Below are 13,660 nucleotides of genomic sequence, written 5' to 3'. Positions count from 1 at the left end.
CTACTTTATTTTGAACAATAGAGCGTATTAACATAATTTCGTATAACTATCCATTTTCTTTAGGACCATAATAGGTCATTTCCCAAAAGAGACCAGCTGCCAACTCCACCTCGCTGATTTCAACGTCTTTATCTACTCTCACTTTCATGCCCAGTACTTCAATCATATCTTTCTGGTCTGCTACTGCGTAGCAAAAAACATTCTTCTCTTTAACATGACAATTCATATCAATGGAAGGACTTGTATGCTCCCAACGAGATACAAGTCGGATATGGCGATTCGTAGGTTTTGTTTCGCACTCGGTCCATTTTTTATAAAGACCTCTGAACACCTCAATACTCGCTTCAGAGAAATGCCGCCCACTATTCACCATAAAGAGGTGATTTAAATGCGGTAGTAGGCTTTCAAAGTCATACTTCTTAAATAATTCTGATACTGTCATATCGTTACATCTTTATAGTTCACGATGCAAAGATACAAGAAAGGTGCGCCGTATTGAGGCACACCTTATAAAAACATCATTATTATTATCTTTTCTTATTTCTCTTATTCTTATATGAGTATAATGATGTAGCGTGGAAAAGTTGATAAATGACGAAATTGGTTAGTTCTTCTGATTAATTAAATTAACCACGACTTTTACCATCACGTCCTTCTCCTCCGTCTTGCTCTCTGCAATCATCAACGTAAGAGCAACGAGGGTGTTATCAGCCAGACGTTTTGAACCGTCTTTGCGATACAGGATGTGGTTATTGTTCAGAAACCAGAGGAATAACGTGGCAGCAATACGCTTGTTGCCATCACTAAAGGAGTGGTTCTTCGTTACCAGATATAGCAACATGGCTGCTTTCTCCTCAACACTTGGATAGAGTTCCTCACCTCCAAAAGTCTGATAGATCTGGCCAATACTACTCTTGAAAGAATCATCTTTCTCGTTACCAAAGAGAGTTGAGCCACCAAATTTCTCTCGCAAGCCACTGATGGCTTCCATCGCATTTTCGTAAGTAGCGTGGAAAGGCTCTTCTTTTGTGGTCTTATCGATGGCGAGTCGCTCGTAGTCGTAGTTATCGAGTGTATCAAGTGCATAAGTATAATCTGTAACCACTTCGAACAAAGCTGCAGTTTCATCAGTAGAGATAACAGGTTGGTTTTGCAGGGTACGCCCAAGCATACCTACCAACTGACGCAACTCTCCAATCTGCTCACTATGAATGCGCTGGTTTACAGCATAGCCTTTCACAAGATAATCCTTGATAATCTTGCGTGCCCAGATACGAAATGCAGCACCACGTTTACTATGAACACGGTAGCCAACACAGATAATGGTATCAAGGTCGTAAATCTTTGTTGGACGATACTTGTATTGAGTATTATGCAAAAAATGCATATTACTATTTTCTTCAAGTTCACCCTCCTTCAAAGCATTGTTAATATGACGAGCTATAACAGACTGATCTTTCTGAAATAGTTCCGCCATCTGAGCCTGCGTCAACCATACCGTCTCATTCTCCAAGCGGACATCAATCTGTGTCTGTCCGTCTTCCGTCTGATATATTACAATCTTGTTCTCGTCCATTTTGCTATCTGATAAAACCATTCTGCAAAGATACTACTTTTTTCTTATTCATCATACACTTATATCTTATTTTTCTTTCTTTTTCTTTTTATGAGGATAATAATGTAACGTTGATAAGTTGATAATTACAGAATCTCCCTTGCTATCCAGGCACAAGCCTCAGCATCTGCGAGGGCATGATGGTGGTTTTCGAGGTGATAACCACAGTATTCTGAAACCGTATGCAATTGATGGTTGGGTAATTGTGGAAAAGCCTTGCGAGAAGCCACACATGTGCAGTAGAACGGATAATCCGGATAATCCATCTGATAGCAACGGAATACGGCTTTCAGGCAACTCTCATCAAAGCTTTTGTTATGGGCCACTAAGGGCAAGCCATCAATAAGTGGTTCTATCTGCTTCCAAACCTCTGGGAATACAGGAGCGTCCTCAGTGTCCTCACGAGAAAGCCCATGCACTTGGCTGCACCAATAATTATAATAATTGGGCTCTGGCTGAATCAGAGAGTAGAAGGTGTCTACTATCTCGCCATTTCTGACGATGACCACACCAACGGAACAAACACTGGTACGCTCGTTGTTTGCTGTCTCAAAATCTATTGCTGCAAAGTCTCTCATTTGTCATCCTTGTATTTGTTCCACATGTGTTTTGAAATCTCTGCCACCTCATCACGGAACCATTTGGGCTCCAATACTTCGATGTCACAACCTTGCGAGAGAATCTCCTGACGGAAATCGAAGGTAGGGCGAAGCCTGACAGTAAAGATGCTATATTCATCTGTCCGTTCAATCTCATGCTGTGATTGATGCAATCTCAAACTGCGAAGATAATTTGCCTGTCCTGTGGAGACCTTGAACTTGACAGTCTCTATGCTGACGTTTTGGTCAGCAATGATGCCAAAACAATCATCAAAGAATTCTACAGGAATAAAATCCTTGGGGTATTTGAAAGTCTTTTCGGTTAATCCCAGCCATTGAACCCTATCCAAAGCGTAAATCATGATCTTATTATAATAGGGACTACGCGCCACCAAGTACCAGCGTTGTTTAAAAGCCCTCAGACAATAAGGCTCAATTTCGAAAGTATTGGCCTCGTCACGGGTAAAACTCTGATAAGTCATTCCAAGTACCAGATTCTTCTTCAGGGCTTCAAGAATATCAGGGAGATACTGCTCGCCATCAGGGATTTCTTCGAACAACACCTTATCCTTGATGCTGACGCTATCCAGCATCAGATTACTGACAGTCAGCGTGTTGAAAAGCCAGCTGCGCATCGAGCCACTTCTCAGTTCTTCAGCATTCTGGATATAGTAGCGATACTGACCACCCTGTTCATTCTCAATGATGAGACCAAACATCTCTTCGATAGCGATACGCCATTTGTGGAAAGTCCTAATTGACAACGGTTTGTCCTCGCTTATATCATTATCGAGCCAACGATGGTTGATCTCCTCAAAAGAGATCCTTTTGGCTTTGTAAATGGTTTCCACCAACCAGACGTACTTGTTTAATAGGTTCTTTGCCATACATTTTAATATTTGATGCTGCAAAGATACAAAAAAGGTGTGAATAATTGAGGCATAGGTCGAAATAATTCAAGGTTGCACCTGTCTTTTATTGCTTGCAATGCCGCAAATTGATTCCGTAGAAGGGTGTAGCCTAATACGCACTTTTCTGTGGAGTGCCACACAAAGATGCGTGTCTGCTTCCTTATGAGCAAGCTCGGCAGACATTAGGATTATGTTCCTCTGAATTGTTATTTCACAATAGAGAATTTTCAAAATGAGTCTATCTGGAAAACATGATGTACCTTTGTGCTCAGAATTTAAAACTAAACAGACATGGAAGTTATATCAATTGAGCGCAGTACCTACGAGGAGCTGCTGACGAGCTTCAATAGCTTCGTCACAAAGATGAAGGAGATGGCTAAATGAGGTTACGATTTGGAAACCTAACTCCTTCACCAATCCTCCACAATTTGCTATTTGACCCAAATTGAACTTCTTCATTTTTCCCCTCTTTGCCTTTATTTCAGGCCGAATTGCGTTAATCTTCCAAAATCGCTTTGCTGTTACAAGGTTTTTTTGTAACTTTGTAGCCAATTAAAAACTGTTTAAAAAATTATGAAGAATTACAATTTAGGATATCACTCAAACGTGGACATATACAACCACGCTAAATCGACTGTATTGCATTATCGGCCAAGCATCAACCTGACAGAGTTTAATAAGAACATTAAATACTGACACAAAATCTGAGAGCGATATTAGCAATGCTGTAACTAACAATATTTATATATTCACACGCACGGGGGTAATCTGCCTTCGTGTGAGATTTGACAGCACAAATTAATAAACCAATGTCTAAATTCGCACAATATTACTGTAAATACAAGTACGCTGCAGGCTGCTACGACTGGCAGCTGCGTCAACAGCATTTGGATGCGCTCTTTGAAAATAATGAGAGCATCGAGTTTTGTTTAGGAGAAGATTCCGACCGCAAGGTATATAAACACAAGGTGTATCATTTGAGCATAGCACCAAGTATCACGGTGATGCGCTTTGCAAATAATATTGATATACCCGTGGAGCGCGACTTTGAACCCGCTATGGCCAAGGACGAGCCATCGTGTTTTGTCATTATCGACAATCGCAACAACATGCGTACCGTGGCCATCCAGAAGCGAAGGAAGGCTTTCAGCGACACGCATAAGGTGGCAAAGATTCTGTCACAGGTCATAGACAAGCGACTATTCTTGGATCATTGCTATGGGTTTGAGATTCTGCCCGACTATTACCCCGCCGACCTTTTCACGATATGGGAGCTTCAACAGGCACATACCCAGCAGATGCGCTTTGGAACACCAGAGATGGAGAAGGAGGATATTCTGGCGAAAGTGGAGGCATTGAAGGCCAAGAAACGCGACTATTTCGATGATTCCATCATGGGGCAAATCCTGGATGTGTGCTATGCGCAGAAGAAAGCTAAGTATAAAGGACATTACACAGTAATGCCAGAAGACAGAAAGGCAGCACTTTATGTAGATAAGAATAGTGTTTTCATGCGCAATATGCTAACGTTTGCCGAAGCCGTAGATGAGCCTGTGGAACTGATAACTACCGATGGAATCACGTTCAGATGCTTCATTGACAACGATGGCGACAATACGGATAAGATTGTGAGCCATGAGTTCGACGAGAATCATCTGGAAATTTTGTTCAAGTCAAGAAAGAAGGACGGTAGCAAGGTAGAACCAGAAGACCGTCTGAAAGCCGAAGAAGCGGTGCTCGGACTGATGAACTCGATGAAGCACGAGGTGGAAGCTATAGATGAGGAGCAGGCTGCATGATAGTAAGGTTAGAAAAGGAGCAACAGAAACCAGCCCGTCATCAGCTGCTCGCTGATGTGGTATATATCATCAGTCAAGATGCACTAAAGCAAATGCAACGCGATGGGCATACAGAATTGTCACCCGCCGAAGTTGTCTTGTCTGCCCAAAACTTTTGCCACGAAGTACTGGCTTTACCAGACATCGACGAAGGCTTAGAATATGAGATTGAGGATTTGGAGGATGAAGCCGAGGGAGATAATGATGCCATGCTCATCCTGGTATTAGCCACAGTCCAATTGCAAGCCCTGAACAAAAAATATGCGAACATAGATATCCGAAAGATTATCCTCCACATCTTCGAGCATTTAGACGGTCACGAACTGATGTGGCCTCTCATCGAAAAAATGACTAATAAGGAGGATGCTCGTTGGCTGGAAGGCAAGAAAACAAATCTGTTGGACTATGAACTGCAAGAGATAAAGCTGGATGGCGGCGGATCGGAAGAAATCAAACAGCTGTTTGCCTACATGGCAGCATGTTCCGACAAAATGGACAAAGAATCCATTAAGGGGAATCTGCTGTTTATTAATCGTTATAACATCGAACACAACCATGCTTATGACAAAGAAGTTATAGCCCTGTATGACAAGTTTGGTATAAAAAGTTCCACTATCATAAAGCCAAAGGAATATGTAAACACAAAGGTTGTGGATACTGAGATCCAGAATATAGAGGCTGGCGGCACTGGTGTAATTAAGGAAATAAAAAAGGAATAATGGATATAGACATCAAAGAACTGATAAAGGCGGCTACCGAAGGGTTCGACCTAAGTAACTTCAAGGGCGATGTAGTGGCCGTGAAATATGTGGAAAACGAGTTTGGAAACATAGAGCCTGGAGGCATCGGTATCCAGATTAACAATGGCAATGCGGCCGAAGCCTCATCAAACCCAGATGCAGCGGATGGAGTGATACCCGAGAGGCTGAAGACAGAAGAGGCTGAAGAGCTGATGGACAAACTGGTGGATGCTGGCATGCTGACTGAGGAATGGCAGGCTAACGGGCTGAGCTGTTCTGAACGGGCATTGCTGGCCAAAAACGTTTGCGATAAGTTGAAGATTAACGATGTATGGCAAGTATTCGGGATGTTGTGGAACGAAAGGCCAGAAACACTGCGTTCGTATTTCAACAAAGCTTTAGATCAGAAGAAGTCTCTAAAATACCAAGACAAACTGAAAAATGTATTAGGCTGATTATCAGCTTTTTGCAAAACATCGTACCTGCTACGCGTACCTACTACGTAGCAGGTTTTTTCATGTAGGTTGCCGTACCTTTGCACTCGGAAAACAGAAAACCAGATGCAACGGTGCGGAGGTTAAGCCCTGTGAGTACACCATTATAATTATGGCAAGAGATTTAATGCAAGGTAAGCGACTCTACGACAGATTGAAGAATCAGGCTCGACAGCAGATGGCGCTGATGAACAAGTGCAGGATGCTGAGTAGAAGAACGGGCAGAGGAGGACAGCAGCCTTTCTACGTTCAGTTTCTTAATCGCTAAAAAGTAACACTAAGTTTAATCTGAGACGAAAGCAGGATGAGGGAAGTCTCGCGAGTGAAAAGGATCCAATTTCAGCACTTGCCCGGTCTCGCTAAAGTTTCAGAAAATGAATCCACAGAAATTTCAAGAACAGATTTTGAATAACGCTATCCAGATGGATGCAAGTATTAACTTCATGACCAACGGAGATATCAACGTGTATCCATGCCCATGGGAGGATGAGAAGCAGGTAACCGACGGCAGCCGAGTGAGCTATCGTGCAGGCATCGAGGTGGATGCCGACGGGCGCACCAGAGTGAAGCGCTACAAGGACGGCACAAAAGGGCCGCTCCACGATACACTCTTCGAGACTGCTCACGGTGCCGTGAAGATAACACGCCCCATATTCCGCAAGCGCAGCAACAATAGTCACAAAGCTGGTGAACGCAGATTAGACAGGGAGTTCGTATACGTAACCTTTAAGTTCCCGAAGAAATACGGACTGGCGCTCACCAAGGCTCTCTACGAAGAGGAGGCCGACGAGATTATGTCGTACTTTAAAACCAGAAAGGAGGAAACAATATGGAAATGATTTTGGAGCGACTGATAGCACTCAACGCACGTCAGACTAAGGAGCAAACCAGGGCATTCGTGAAAGAATGCCCGCTCCACGACTACGATGCACTTACTCAGTCACCTCGACTGAAACAGATGGCAGAACGTATCAATTTAACTGACGACGACGAACAGCAGCGTAAATTAAAGTCGTGGCTGCCATTCCGTTGTCCGCACTACACCCAGTTCCGTGACGACTATCGCGACCGTGAGCACATCGTGGCAGAGAGTTTCACTTGGCAGACTTGCATCGATATCGACGACCCTGAGTTGGTGGAAAAGGCCAACAAGATGTCGGAACGGCTCGATATCGAGGCAGGTGGAAAGTGGCAGGGGCTGATGCTTCATAAGGATTACTCCATCCGCCGTAAACTGCACATTGATATTCGTCTGCCGTTGGGTATGACGGTGCCCGAAGCACAGCGCGAATATTGTAAGGCTCTTGGTGTTGCCTGTGATACCAGCTGCTTTACCCCAGAGAGGTTCATCTATATTTCGCCTGCCGATTTTGAGATTTATCGTGCCGATGGCTGGTACGCTCAGCTTTCAGAGCAAGAGGTGGCCGCGAGGAGAAAGGCCTATACCGATAGAGGGCTTTCGATTGATGGTCGTACGGAGGATGGTAGCTACTATGATCCCGAGGGAGAAGGTGCCGATCATCTAACCGATCATCCGGCTAATCACCCTGCAGAGTTCAAGGGCGTGCCTTATACCTCTATTATCTGTGAGTACTGGCGCCGAACAGGTGGTGAACCATCAGAGGGCGAGCGGAATAAACGACTCCATCAGTTGGCTGCTAATCTTCGTGCCATCTGTGATAATAACAAGGATTGGTTGCTCGAGGTGATGCCCAAGTACGGGTTGTCGGATCAGGAGATGCGAGGCATTATCCACTCGGCCTGTAAGGAGCCAACCAAAGGGTCGCGGCTGATTGATCAGATTGTGAGTGCGCTCGAAATGGGTATCTCATCGGATGAAATCGAGGATGCCGAGGTGGTGGCTGCCGAGACTGGAGCAAAGGTGAATGTAAAGGTTCTGCCCATTGGTTTGAAAGAGAGCCTTGCGGGTGTACCGGTTACGATGCACATGCCCGTGCTCTGCGGTGTATTGCCAATAGCAGCGGCTTACGCCGATCAAGTTCAGATTCAATATTGCGACGGCAATTTGCAGCACCTTGGACTTATGTCGATTATCCGTGGCGAGCAGGCCTCTAACAAAAGCGTGGTGAAGAATGCCGTTGACATTTGGAAGCGTCAGTTCGACGAAGAAGATGCCCTTGCCCGCAAACGTGAGGAGGAATGGAAGGAGCGCAAAAAAGGTCGCAAGGCCAACGAGAAGGCTCCTGAAGATCCAAAGGTTCTAATCCGGATGGTACCCGTAACAGTTTCGTGTTCAACCCTTTTGAAGCGTTTCAAAAATGCCCAGGGACACACTATCTACTCGTTCGGAGAGGAACTTGACACCCTCAGGAAAACGAATGGTGCTGGCTCCTGGAGTTCGAAGTACGACATCTATCGTCTGAGCTTTGATAAAGGTGAATGGGGCCAGGATTACAACTCGGATGCCGCAGAGTCGGGCGTGGTGAAAGTAGCCTATAACTGGACGATGCTTGGAACCAATGGGGCCATGAGGAAATGCTTCAAGTCGGATAATATCGAGAACGGTCTTTCTTCTCGTATCCTCGTGGCAGAAATGCCCGACTCCAGTTTTTCGAAGATGCCCAAGTTTGGCCGTCGGTCGGCCGACGACGAAGCCAGAATACAAGAAGCAGTAAGCCGGCTTCGCTCATACAGCGGACTTGTGGATACCCCCCGCCTGCGCAAGGCTATCGAGGACTGGGTGGAGCAGAAGCGCGTAGAAGCGGCCAAGGACATCGACCATGTGAAGGACACCTATCGTAAACGTGCTGCCGTGATTGGTTTCCGTTGTGGGGTGATATTCCATCTTTTGAGCGGCAAGGATAAAGAATCGAAACAATGCCTGGATTTTGCCCTGATGATGGCCGACTACTGTCTGATGCAGCAAATCAAGACCTTCGGCGATGCCCTGCAGAACCAGTATGTAGAAGCCAGCGAAGAGTGTAAGCGATATGGCACCAACCACAGCGTGTTCGACCAGTTGGCACCCAGCTTCACCATCGACGACCTGCGAGCGCTGAAGCGCGGCTACTGCTCGGAATCGGCCCTGCGCATGATCATCTCACGCTGGAGCCGCGACGGGTGGATCACCAAGACCGACCGCCACCACTGGAGGAAGGAAAAATGTAAAAATTAAAAATGTAAAAATGTAAAAATTGGCTTCCGCTTTGTCACAAAGTAACTTTGCAACAATGTAACATTAAGCACATTCAAAAATTATGGAATTGATTCTAGAGCGTATAGCAAAACGCAAAACTTACACCATTGGGCATATTTACATTCAGCGACACGTGGACGACGAGTATCTGGCAGGCACGGAGAACCAGTACTTCTGCGACACGCTGGAACCCACCTGGCGCGACTATGCCCACGGAGCCTACAAAGTGAAAGGCCGCTCCGCCATACCCGAAGGCCGATATGCCGTGGTAATCAGTTGGAGCCCCAAGTTCGGGCAGTGGCTCCCCATCCTGCTCGGCGTGCCAAAATTTGAGGGCATACGCATCCACACGGGCAATACGGCCGCCGACACCGAAGGCTGCATTCTTGTTGGCAAGAACAAGCTGGTGGGGCAAGTAGTTGACAGCCGCATCTGGCTGCACCGTCTGAAGCATAAGATTGTAGAGGCCAAAGACCGCGGCGAGGCTGTGTGGATAACCATCAAGTAGGCATTTTGTAATTTGTTTTGGCCGGTTCGCTGATTTTTTTTGGCGGATCGGCCTCATCATGCTACCTTTGCACACCAAATAATTCACTAAAACGCATTAAAACATGAAAAAAGCAATGACCAGAATGATGCAGGTGGCATCGGTAGCACTTTTGATAAGCTGTTCGGCCGGCGACCCATTCAGCGATTACACTAACAGTTGGGGAGATAACTGGGGCAACGACACTCCCAGCGAGAATAGCAGCGGCAGTTCGACCACCACTGGCGATCTAACCACATTTACCGTAAACATCGACCAGACATCGGCCGAACCAACTGATGCGGCTACAGAGTACATGCCCGACGAGGAAGACGCTCTGGAAAACAGTACTTTTACCACCGAGGTTGCCATCGATATGGCCAGCCCCACAGCTAAGACCGAGAACGGCGTAGAGATAACCGTGAACGGCGGACATATCACAGCCAATCACGGCTCTACCAAAAACATCTGCTATGTACTGAGCGGCACCACCAGCAACGGATCGTTTACCGTTGTAGGCGACAAGAAGTACGAAATAAAGCTGAATGGTGTAAATATCACCAATCCCGACTCGGCAGCCCTGAATCTGCTGAGCGGCAAGCGCGCCTATATCGTATTAGTCGACGGCACCAGCAATACACTGACCGATGGTACGAGTGGCAGCCAAAAGGGAGCACTCTACTGCAAGGGAAAACTACTGTTTAACGGCAGCGGACAGCTAAGTGTTGTCGGCAATACCAACAATGCCATCCACTCGGCCGACTACATTGTGTTTCGCAAAGGCAACAACATCTACGCCAAATCAACCGTCAACCATGGTATCAAAGCCAACGACGGTGTGTTTATCAACGGCGGTATCATCAACGTAGAGGTAACGGCGGCAGCAGCCAAAGGTATTAACTGCGAGAGTAACATCGTGGTTAACGGCGGTCGCACCACCGTCATCACCACTGGCGACGGCACCTACGACACCGACGATCAGGAGGCCAAAGGGGCTGCCGGCATCAAGGCCGACTCTACCTTTACCATCAATGCTGGCGAGTTATGGCTCAAGAGCACTGGCAGCGGCGGCAAAGGCATCAACGTAGATATGGATGCCAACTTTAATGGCGGCAACGTGTATGTGGTGACCGAAGGCGGACAGTATAAGAGCAACAACGACACCTCATCGCCTAAGGGTATCAAGGTGGATGGTGATATCAACATCAGCGGCGGTACCATCTGGGTGCGCACCAGCGGCTATAACGGCGAGGGCATCGAGACCAAGAGCCAGCTGAACATCAGCGGTGGCGAGGTGGCTTGCTATGCCTACGACGATGCCATCAACTCGAAAGGCGACATGACCATCACTGGCGGCTATGTGTATGCACAGGGCAAGAACAACGACGGACTGGATGCCAATGGCAACATCTATCTGAAAGGCGGACTGGTGTATGCCATCTGTTCGGGACAGCCCGAGGTGGCCATCGATGCCAATACCGAAGGCGGCAAGAAACTCTATCTCACCGGTGGCACCATCGTGGCCGTAGGCGGACTGGAGAGTGGCAGCAGTCTTACACAGTCGTGCTACCAGTCGTCGTCATGGAGCAAGAACACCTGGTACACCATGACCGTTGGCGAGAACACCTTCTCGTTCCGCACCCCATCCAGTGGCGGTTCCGGGCTTGTAGTATCAGCAGCCACTACCCCCACCCTGCAGTCGGGCACATCGGTTAGCGGCGGTAGCAGTTTCTTTGGCGGCTTAGGCATTGCAGGCGGTTCCATATCAGGTGGAAGCAGCGTTTCGCTGTCCAGCTATACCGGCGGTAATAGCATGGGCGGAGGCGGCGGTTGGCCTGGCGGTTGGCACTGACACAATAAATCGCATATTTTCACGTTATTAATAGTAGTAATTGGAATGTATTGGATGAAAAATCAGTCGAGACAAGAAAACCTGATATACTTAGTAGTGTGGAGTTTGCTCTTTGCAACTCCGCTACTAAGTCTGTATCTACGTACCATGAGCGATGATAACCTCAGCTTTCAATGGGGTGAAGTATTCTTTATCTGGGGCAAGTTCATTATATTTTTATTGCTGTTTCTGTTTCACAATTTCCTGCTGGCACCCTTGCTCATCCAGCGGCATAAGCGCACCCTATACTTATCGGCCATCACCATTGTGATTACAGGATTTGTGTTCGTTCAGATGAATACTCATCCACGGCCTTTCCCTGAAAGAGAAAAACGCGAATTCTTTAACGGCCCACGCCAAGAACGCGACGACCGCAGAATGGATCGCGATGACCGCAGAATGCCACCAGAATTTCATGACCGAAAGCCCCATCCGCCATTCATGCGCAAAGAGGGACCGGGCAGAGGACTTCACGACATCATTGCCACCGTCATACTCGTGCTGATGTTTGGTGCCAACCTTGGTTCCAAGCTCTACTTCCGCACCCGTAGCGACCAGCGCAAACTGCACGAGCTGGAAAAGCAGAATCTGGAGCAGCAGCTGGAATATCTGAAATATCAGATAAACCCACACTTCTTTATGAACACGCTCAACAATATCCATGCCCTGGTAGATATCGATCCAGCCAAGGCACAGGACACCATCCTTGAACTGTCGAAGATGATGCGCTTTGTGCTTTACGAAGGCGATAAGAGCGGTGTGCCTTTGAATCGCGAACTAGAGTTTATACGTACTTACATCACACTGATGAAGCTACGTTATACCGACAAGGTGAAGATTAATCTCGACCTGCCTACCCAGGTGCCCGACAAAACCGTTCCACCCCTGATGCTGATTTCGTTTATCGAGAATGCCTTTAAGCATGGCGTGAGTTATCAGCACGAATCGTTTATCGATATTAAGGTAGAACTTATCGAGCCACTGCCTCAGGTAACCCACCTGCACTTTACCTGTAAGAACTCCAAGGCTGAGCGTCCTAATGAAATGAAAGGTGGTGTAGGTTTAGTGAACGTTAAGAAGCGACTGGACTTGTTGTATGACAAGAACTACACGCTGAGCATCAAAGATGATACTGATACCTATTTTGTAGAACTAATATTACCATTATGATACGTTGTTTAGCTATCGACGATGAGCCATTGGCTCTGGGGCAACTGGTTTCCTATATTAATAAGGTGCCATTTCTGCAACTGGCAGCTCAATGCCAGAGTGCCTTAGAAGCCCGCAAGTTTTTAGAGAACGATACAGTTGATGCCATCTTCTGCGATATCAACATGCCCGACCTGAATGGTATGGACTTTGTAAAGTCGCTGGCGGTACCACCACTGATTGTATTCACCACCGCCTACTCAGAGTATGCGGTTGAGGGATTTAAGGTGAATGCCGTAGATTACCTGCTGAAACCTTTCGGCCTACAGGATCTGCAACGTGCCGCCAACCGGATTAAGGACCGACTAACCGAATCGGTAGCTGCAGCCAAGCCTGCTACCGATAGCGACGACTCGCTCTTCCTGAAGACCGACTACCGCATTGTAAAGGTGAGCATCCCCGATATCAGGTATGTAGAGGCCATGAGCGAATACCTGAAAGTGTGGATAGAAGGCGAGGCGAAACCCATCATCACACTCCTATCCATGAAGAAGATGCAAGAACATCTGCCCAACAACTTTATGCGTATTCACCGCTCTTATATCATCAACCTGAACAAGATTCAGGAGGTAAATAAGAACCGTGTGATTATGGATAGCGATACCTATTTACCAATAGGCGATTTGTATAAAGATGCATTTCAAGCCTATCTCGATACCAAGTTTTTAGGAAAATAAGGG

The 13,660-nt window shown here is 46.7% G+C and carries 14 protein-coding genes; 10 read left to right on the top strand and 4 right to left on the bottom strand.

Annotated elements, in window-relative coordinates:
• Window positions 1-46: 46 nt before the first annotated feature.
• The 4 genes from PRU_RS14435 to PRU_RS14420 all read right to left on the bottom strand — a co-directional run bounded on the left by PRU_RS14435 (window position 47) and on the right by PRU_RS14420 (window position 3,101).
• A complete protein-coding gene (locus PRU_RS14435; RefSeq protein ID WP_041386388.1) occupies window positions 47-442 on the bottom strand; it encodes a DUF6557 family protein in 396 nt (131 codons plus the stop codon).
• 162 nt (window positions 443-604) lie between these two features.
• Complete coding sequence (gene rhuM, locus PRU_RS14430) at window positions 605-1,576, bottom strand: virulence protein RhuM/Fic/DOC family protein (RefSeq protein ID WP_013064447.1); 972 nt, start codon at window positions 1,574-1,576, stop codon at window positions 605-607.
• 125 nt (window positions 1,577-1,701) lie between these two features.
• On the bottom strand, window positions 1,702-2,193 hold the full coding sequence (locus PRU_RS14425; protein ID WP_013065021.1) for a 3'-5' exonuclease: 492 nt from the start codon (window positions 2,191-2,193) through the stop codon (window positions 1,702-1,704).
• Window positions 2,190-3,101 carry a WYL domain-containing protein gene (locus PRU_RS14420; protein WP_013063059.1) on the bottom strand — a complete coding sequence of 304 codons (912 nt, stop codon included), beginning with the start codon at window positions 3,099-3,101 and terminating at the stop codon, window positions 2,190-2,192. Before PRU_RS14420 ends, PRU_RS14425 begins: the two co-directional genes overlap by 4 nt.
• 833 nt (window positions 3,102-3,934) lie before the next feature.
• On the opposite strand from PRU_RS14420, the gene PRU_RS14410 reads away from it, so the two are divergent.
• From PRU_RS14410 to PRU_RS14370, 10 genes are all read left to right on the top strand, one after another.
• On the top strand, window positions 3,935-4,924 hold the full coding sequence (locus PRU_RS14410; RefSeq protein WP_041386384.1) for a hypothetical protein: 990 nt from the start codon (window positions 3,935-3,937) through the stop codon (window positions 4,922-4,924).
• The gene (locus tag PRU_RS14405) at window positions 4,921-5,682 is read left to right on the top strand and encodes a hypothetical protein (protein ID WP_013065174.1); all 762 of its coding nucleotides are present in this window, start codon (window positions 4,921-4,923) and stop codon (window positions 5,680-5,682) included. Before PRU_RS14410 ends, PRU_RS14405 begins: the two co-directional genes overlap by 4 nt.
• On the top strand, window positions 5,682-6,158 hold the full coding sequence (locus PRU_RS14400; protein WP_013063392.1) for a hypothetical protein: 477 nt from the start codon (window positions 5,682-5,684) through the stop codon (window positions 6,156-6,158). Before PRU_RS14405 ends, PRU_RS14400 begins: the two co-directional genes overlap by 1 nt.
• Before the next feature lie 151 nt (window positions 6,159-6,309).
• Entirely contained in the window at window positions 6,310-6,465 is a 156-nt protein-coding gene (locus tag PRU_RS16195) for a hypothetical protein (RefSeq protein ID WP_177168165.1), read from the top strand.
• A gap of 106 nt (window positions 6,466-6,571) precedes the next feature.
• Window positions 6,572-7,036, top strand: coding sequence for a hypothetical protein (locus PRU_RS14395; protein WP_041386382.1), 465 nt, complete (start codon window positions 6,572-6,574; stop codon window positions 7,034-7,036).
• Window positions 7,027-9,333 (top strand): DUF3987 domain-containing protein, encoded by a 2,307-nt coding sequence (locus PRU_RS14390; RefSeq protein ID WP_013064978.1) that lies wholly within the window; start codon window positions 7,027-7,029, stop codon window positions 9,331-9,333. The genes PRU_RS14395 and PRU_RS14390 overlap by 10 nt, the downstream gene beginning before the upstream one ends.
• Window positions 9,334-9,415: 82 nt before the next feature.
• A complete protein-coding gene (locus tag PRU_RS14385) occupies window positions 9,416-9,862 on the top strand; it encodes a DUF5675 family protein (RefSeq protein ID WP_013063724.1) in 447 nt (148 codons plus the stop codon).
• 103 nt (window positions 9,863-9,965) lie between these two features.
• The gene (locus PRU_RS14380; protein ID WP_013065099.1) at window positions 9,966-11,732 is read left to right on the top strand and encodes a carbohydrate-binding domain-containing protein; all 1,767 of its coding nucleotides are present in this window, start codon (window positions 9,966-9,968) and stop codon (window positions 11,730-11,732) included.
• A 54-nt stretch (window positions 11,733-11,786) separates the two neighbouring features.
• The gene (locus PRU_RS14375; protein ID WP_041386932.1) at window positions 11,787-12,941 is read left to right on the top strand and encodes a sensor histidine kinase; all 1,155 of its coding nucleotides are present in this window, start codon (window positions 11,787-11,789) and stop codon (window positions 12,939-12,941) included.
• A complete protein-coding gene (locus PRU_RS14370) occupies window positions 12,938-13,657 on the top strand; it encodes a LytR/AlgR family response regulator transcription factor (protein ID WP_013063659.1) in 720 nt (239 codons plus the stop codon). The genes PRU_RS14375 and PRU_RS14370 overlap by 4 nt, the downstream gene beginning before the upstream one ends.
• Window positions 13,658-13,660: the final 3 nt, after the last annotated feature.

The organism is Xylanibacter ruminicola 23, assembly GCF_000025925.1.
In the GTDB taxonomy this organism is placed as follows: domain Bacteria; phylum Bacteroidota; class Bacteroidia; order Bacteroidales; family Bacteroidaceae; genus Prevotella; species Prevotella ruminicola.
This window is presented reverse-complemented; position numbering and strand designations above follow the sequence as displayed.

Bases quoted from the DNA above. Each gene is read 5' to 3' on its own strand.
- PRU_RS14435 (WP_041386388.1), bottom strand. From the start codon at position 442: ATGACAGTATCAGAATTATTTAAGAAGTATGACTTTGAAAGCCTACTA.
- rhuM (WP_013064447.1), bottom strand. From the start codon at position 1,576: ATGGACGAGAACAAGATTGTAATATATCAGACGGAAGACGGACAGACA.
- PRU_RS14425 (WP_013065021.1), bottom strand. From the start codon at position 2,193: ATGAGAGACTTTGCAGCAATAGATTTTGAGACAGCAAACAACGAGCGT.
- PRU_RS14420 (WP_013063059.1), bottom strand. From the start codon at position 3,101: ATGGCAAAGAACCTATTAAACAAGTACGTCTGGTTGGTGGAAACCATT.
- PRU_RS14410 (WP_041386384.1), top strand. From the start codon at position 3,935: ATGTCTAAATTCGCACAATATTACTGTAAATACAAGTACGCTGCAGGC.
- PRU_RS14405 (WP_013065174.1), top strand. From the start codon at position 4,921: ATGATAGTAAGGTTAGAAAAGGAGCAACAGAAACCAGCCCGTCATCAG.
- PRU_RS14400 (WP_013063392.1), top strand. From the start codon at position 5,682: ATGGATATAGACATCAAAGAACTGATAAAGGCGGCTACCGAAGGGTTC.
- PRU_RS16195 (WP_177168165.1), top strand. From the start codon at position 6,310: ATGGCAAGAGATTTAATGCAAGGTAAGCGACTCTACGACAGATTGAAG.
- PRU_RS14395 (WP_041386382.1), top strand. From the start codon at position 6,572: ATGAATCCACAGAAATTTCAAGAACAGATTTTGAATAACGCTATCCAG.
- PRU_RS14390 (WP_013064978.1), top strand. From the start codon at position 7,027: ATGGAAATGATTTTGGAGCGACTGATAGCACTCAACGCACGTCAGACT.
- PRU_RS14385 (WP_013063724.1), top strand. From the start codon at position 9,416: ATGGAATTGATTCTAGAGCGTATAGCAAAACGCAAAACTTACACCATT.
- PRU_RS14380 (WP_013065099.1), top strand. From the start codon at position 9,966: ATGAAAAAAGCAATGACCAGAATGATGCAGGTGGCATCGGTAGCACTT.
- PRU_RS14375 (WP_041386932.1), top strand. From the start codon at position 11,787: ATGAAAAATCAGTCGAGACAAGAAAACCTGATATACTTAGTAGTGTGG.
- PRU_RS14370 (WP_013063659.1), top strand. From the start codon at position 12,938: ATGATACGTTGTTTAGCTATCGACGATGAGCCATTGGCTCTGGGGCAA.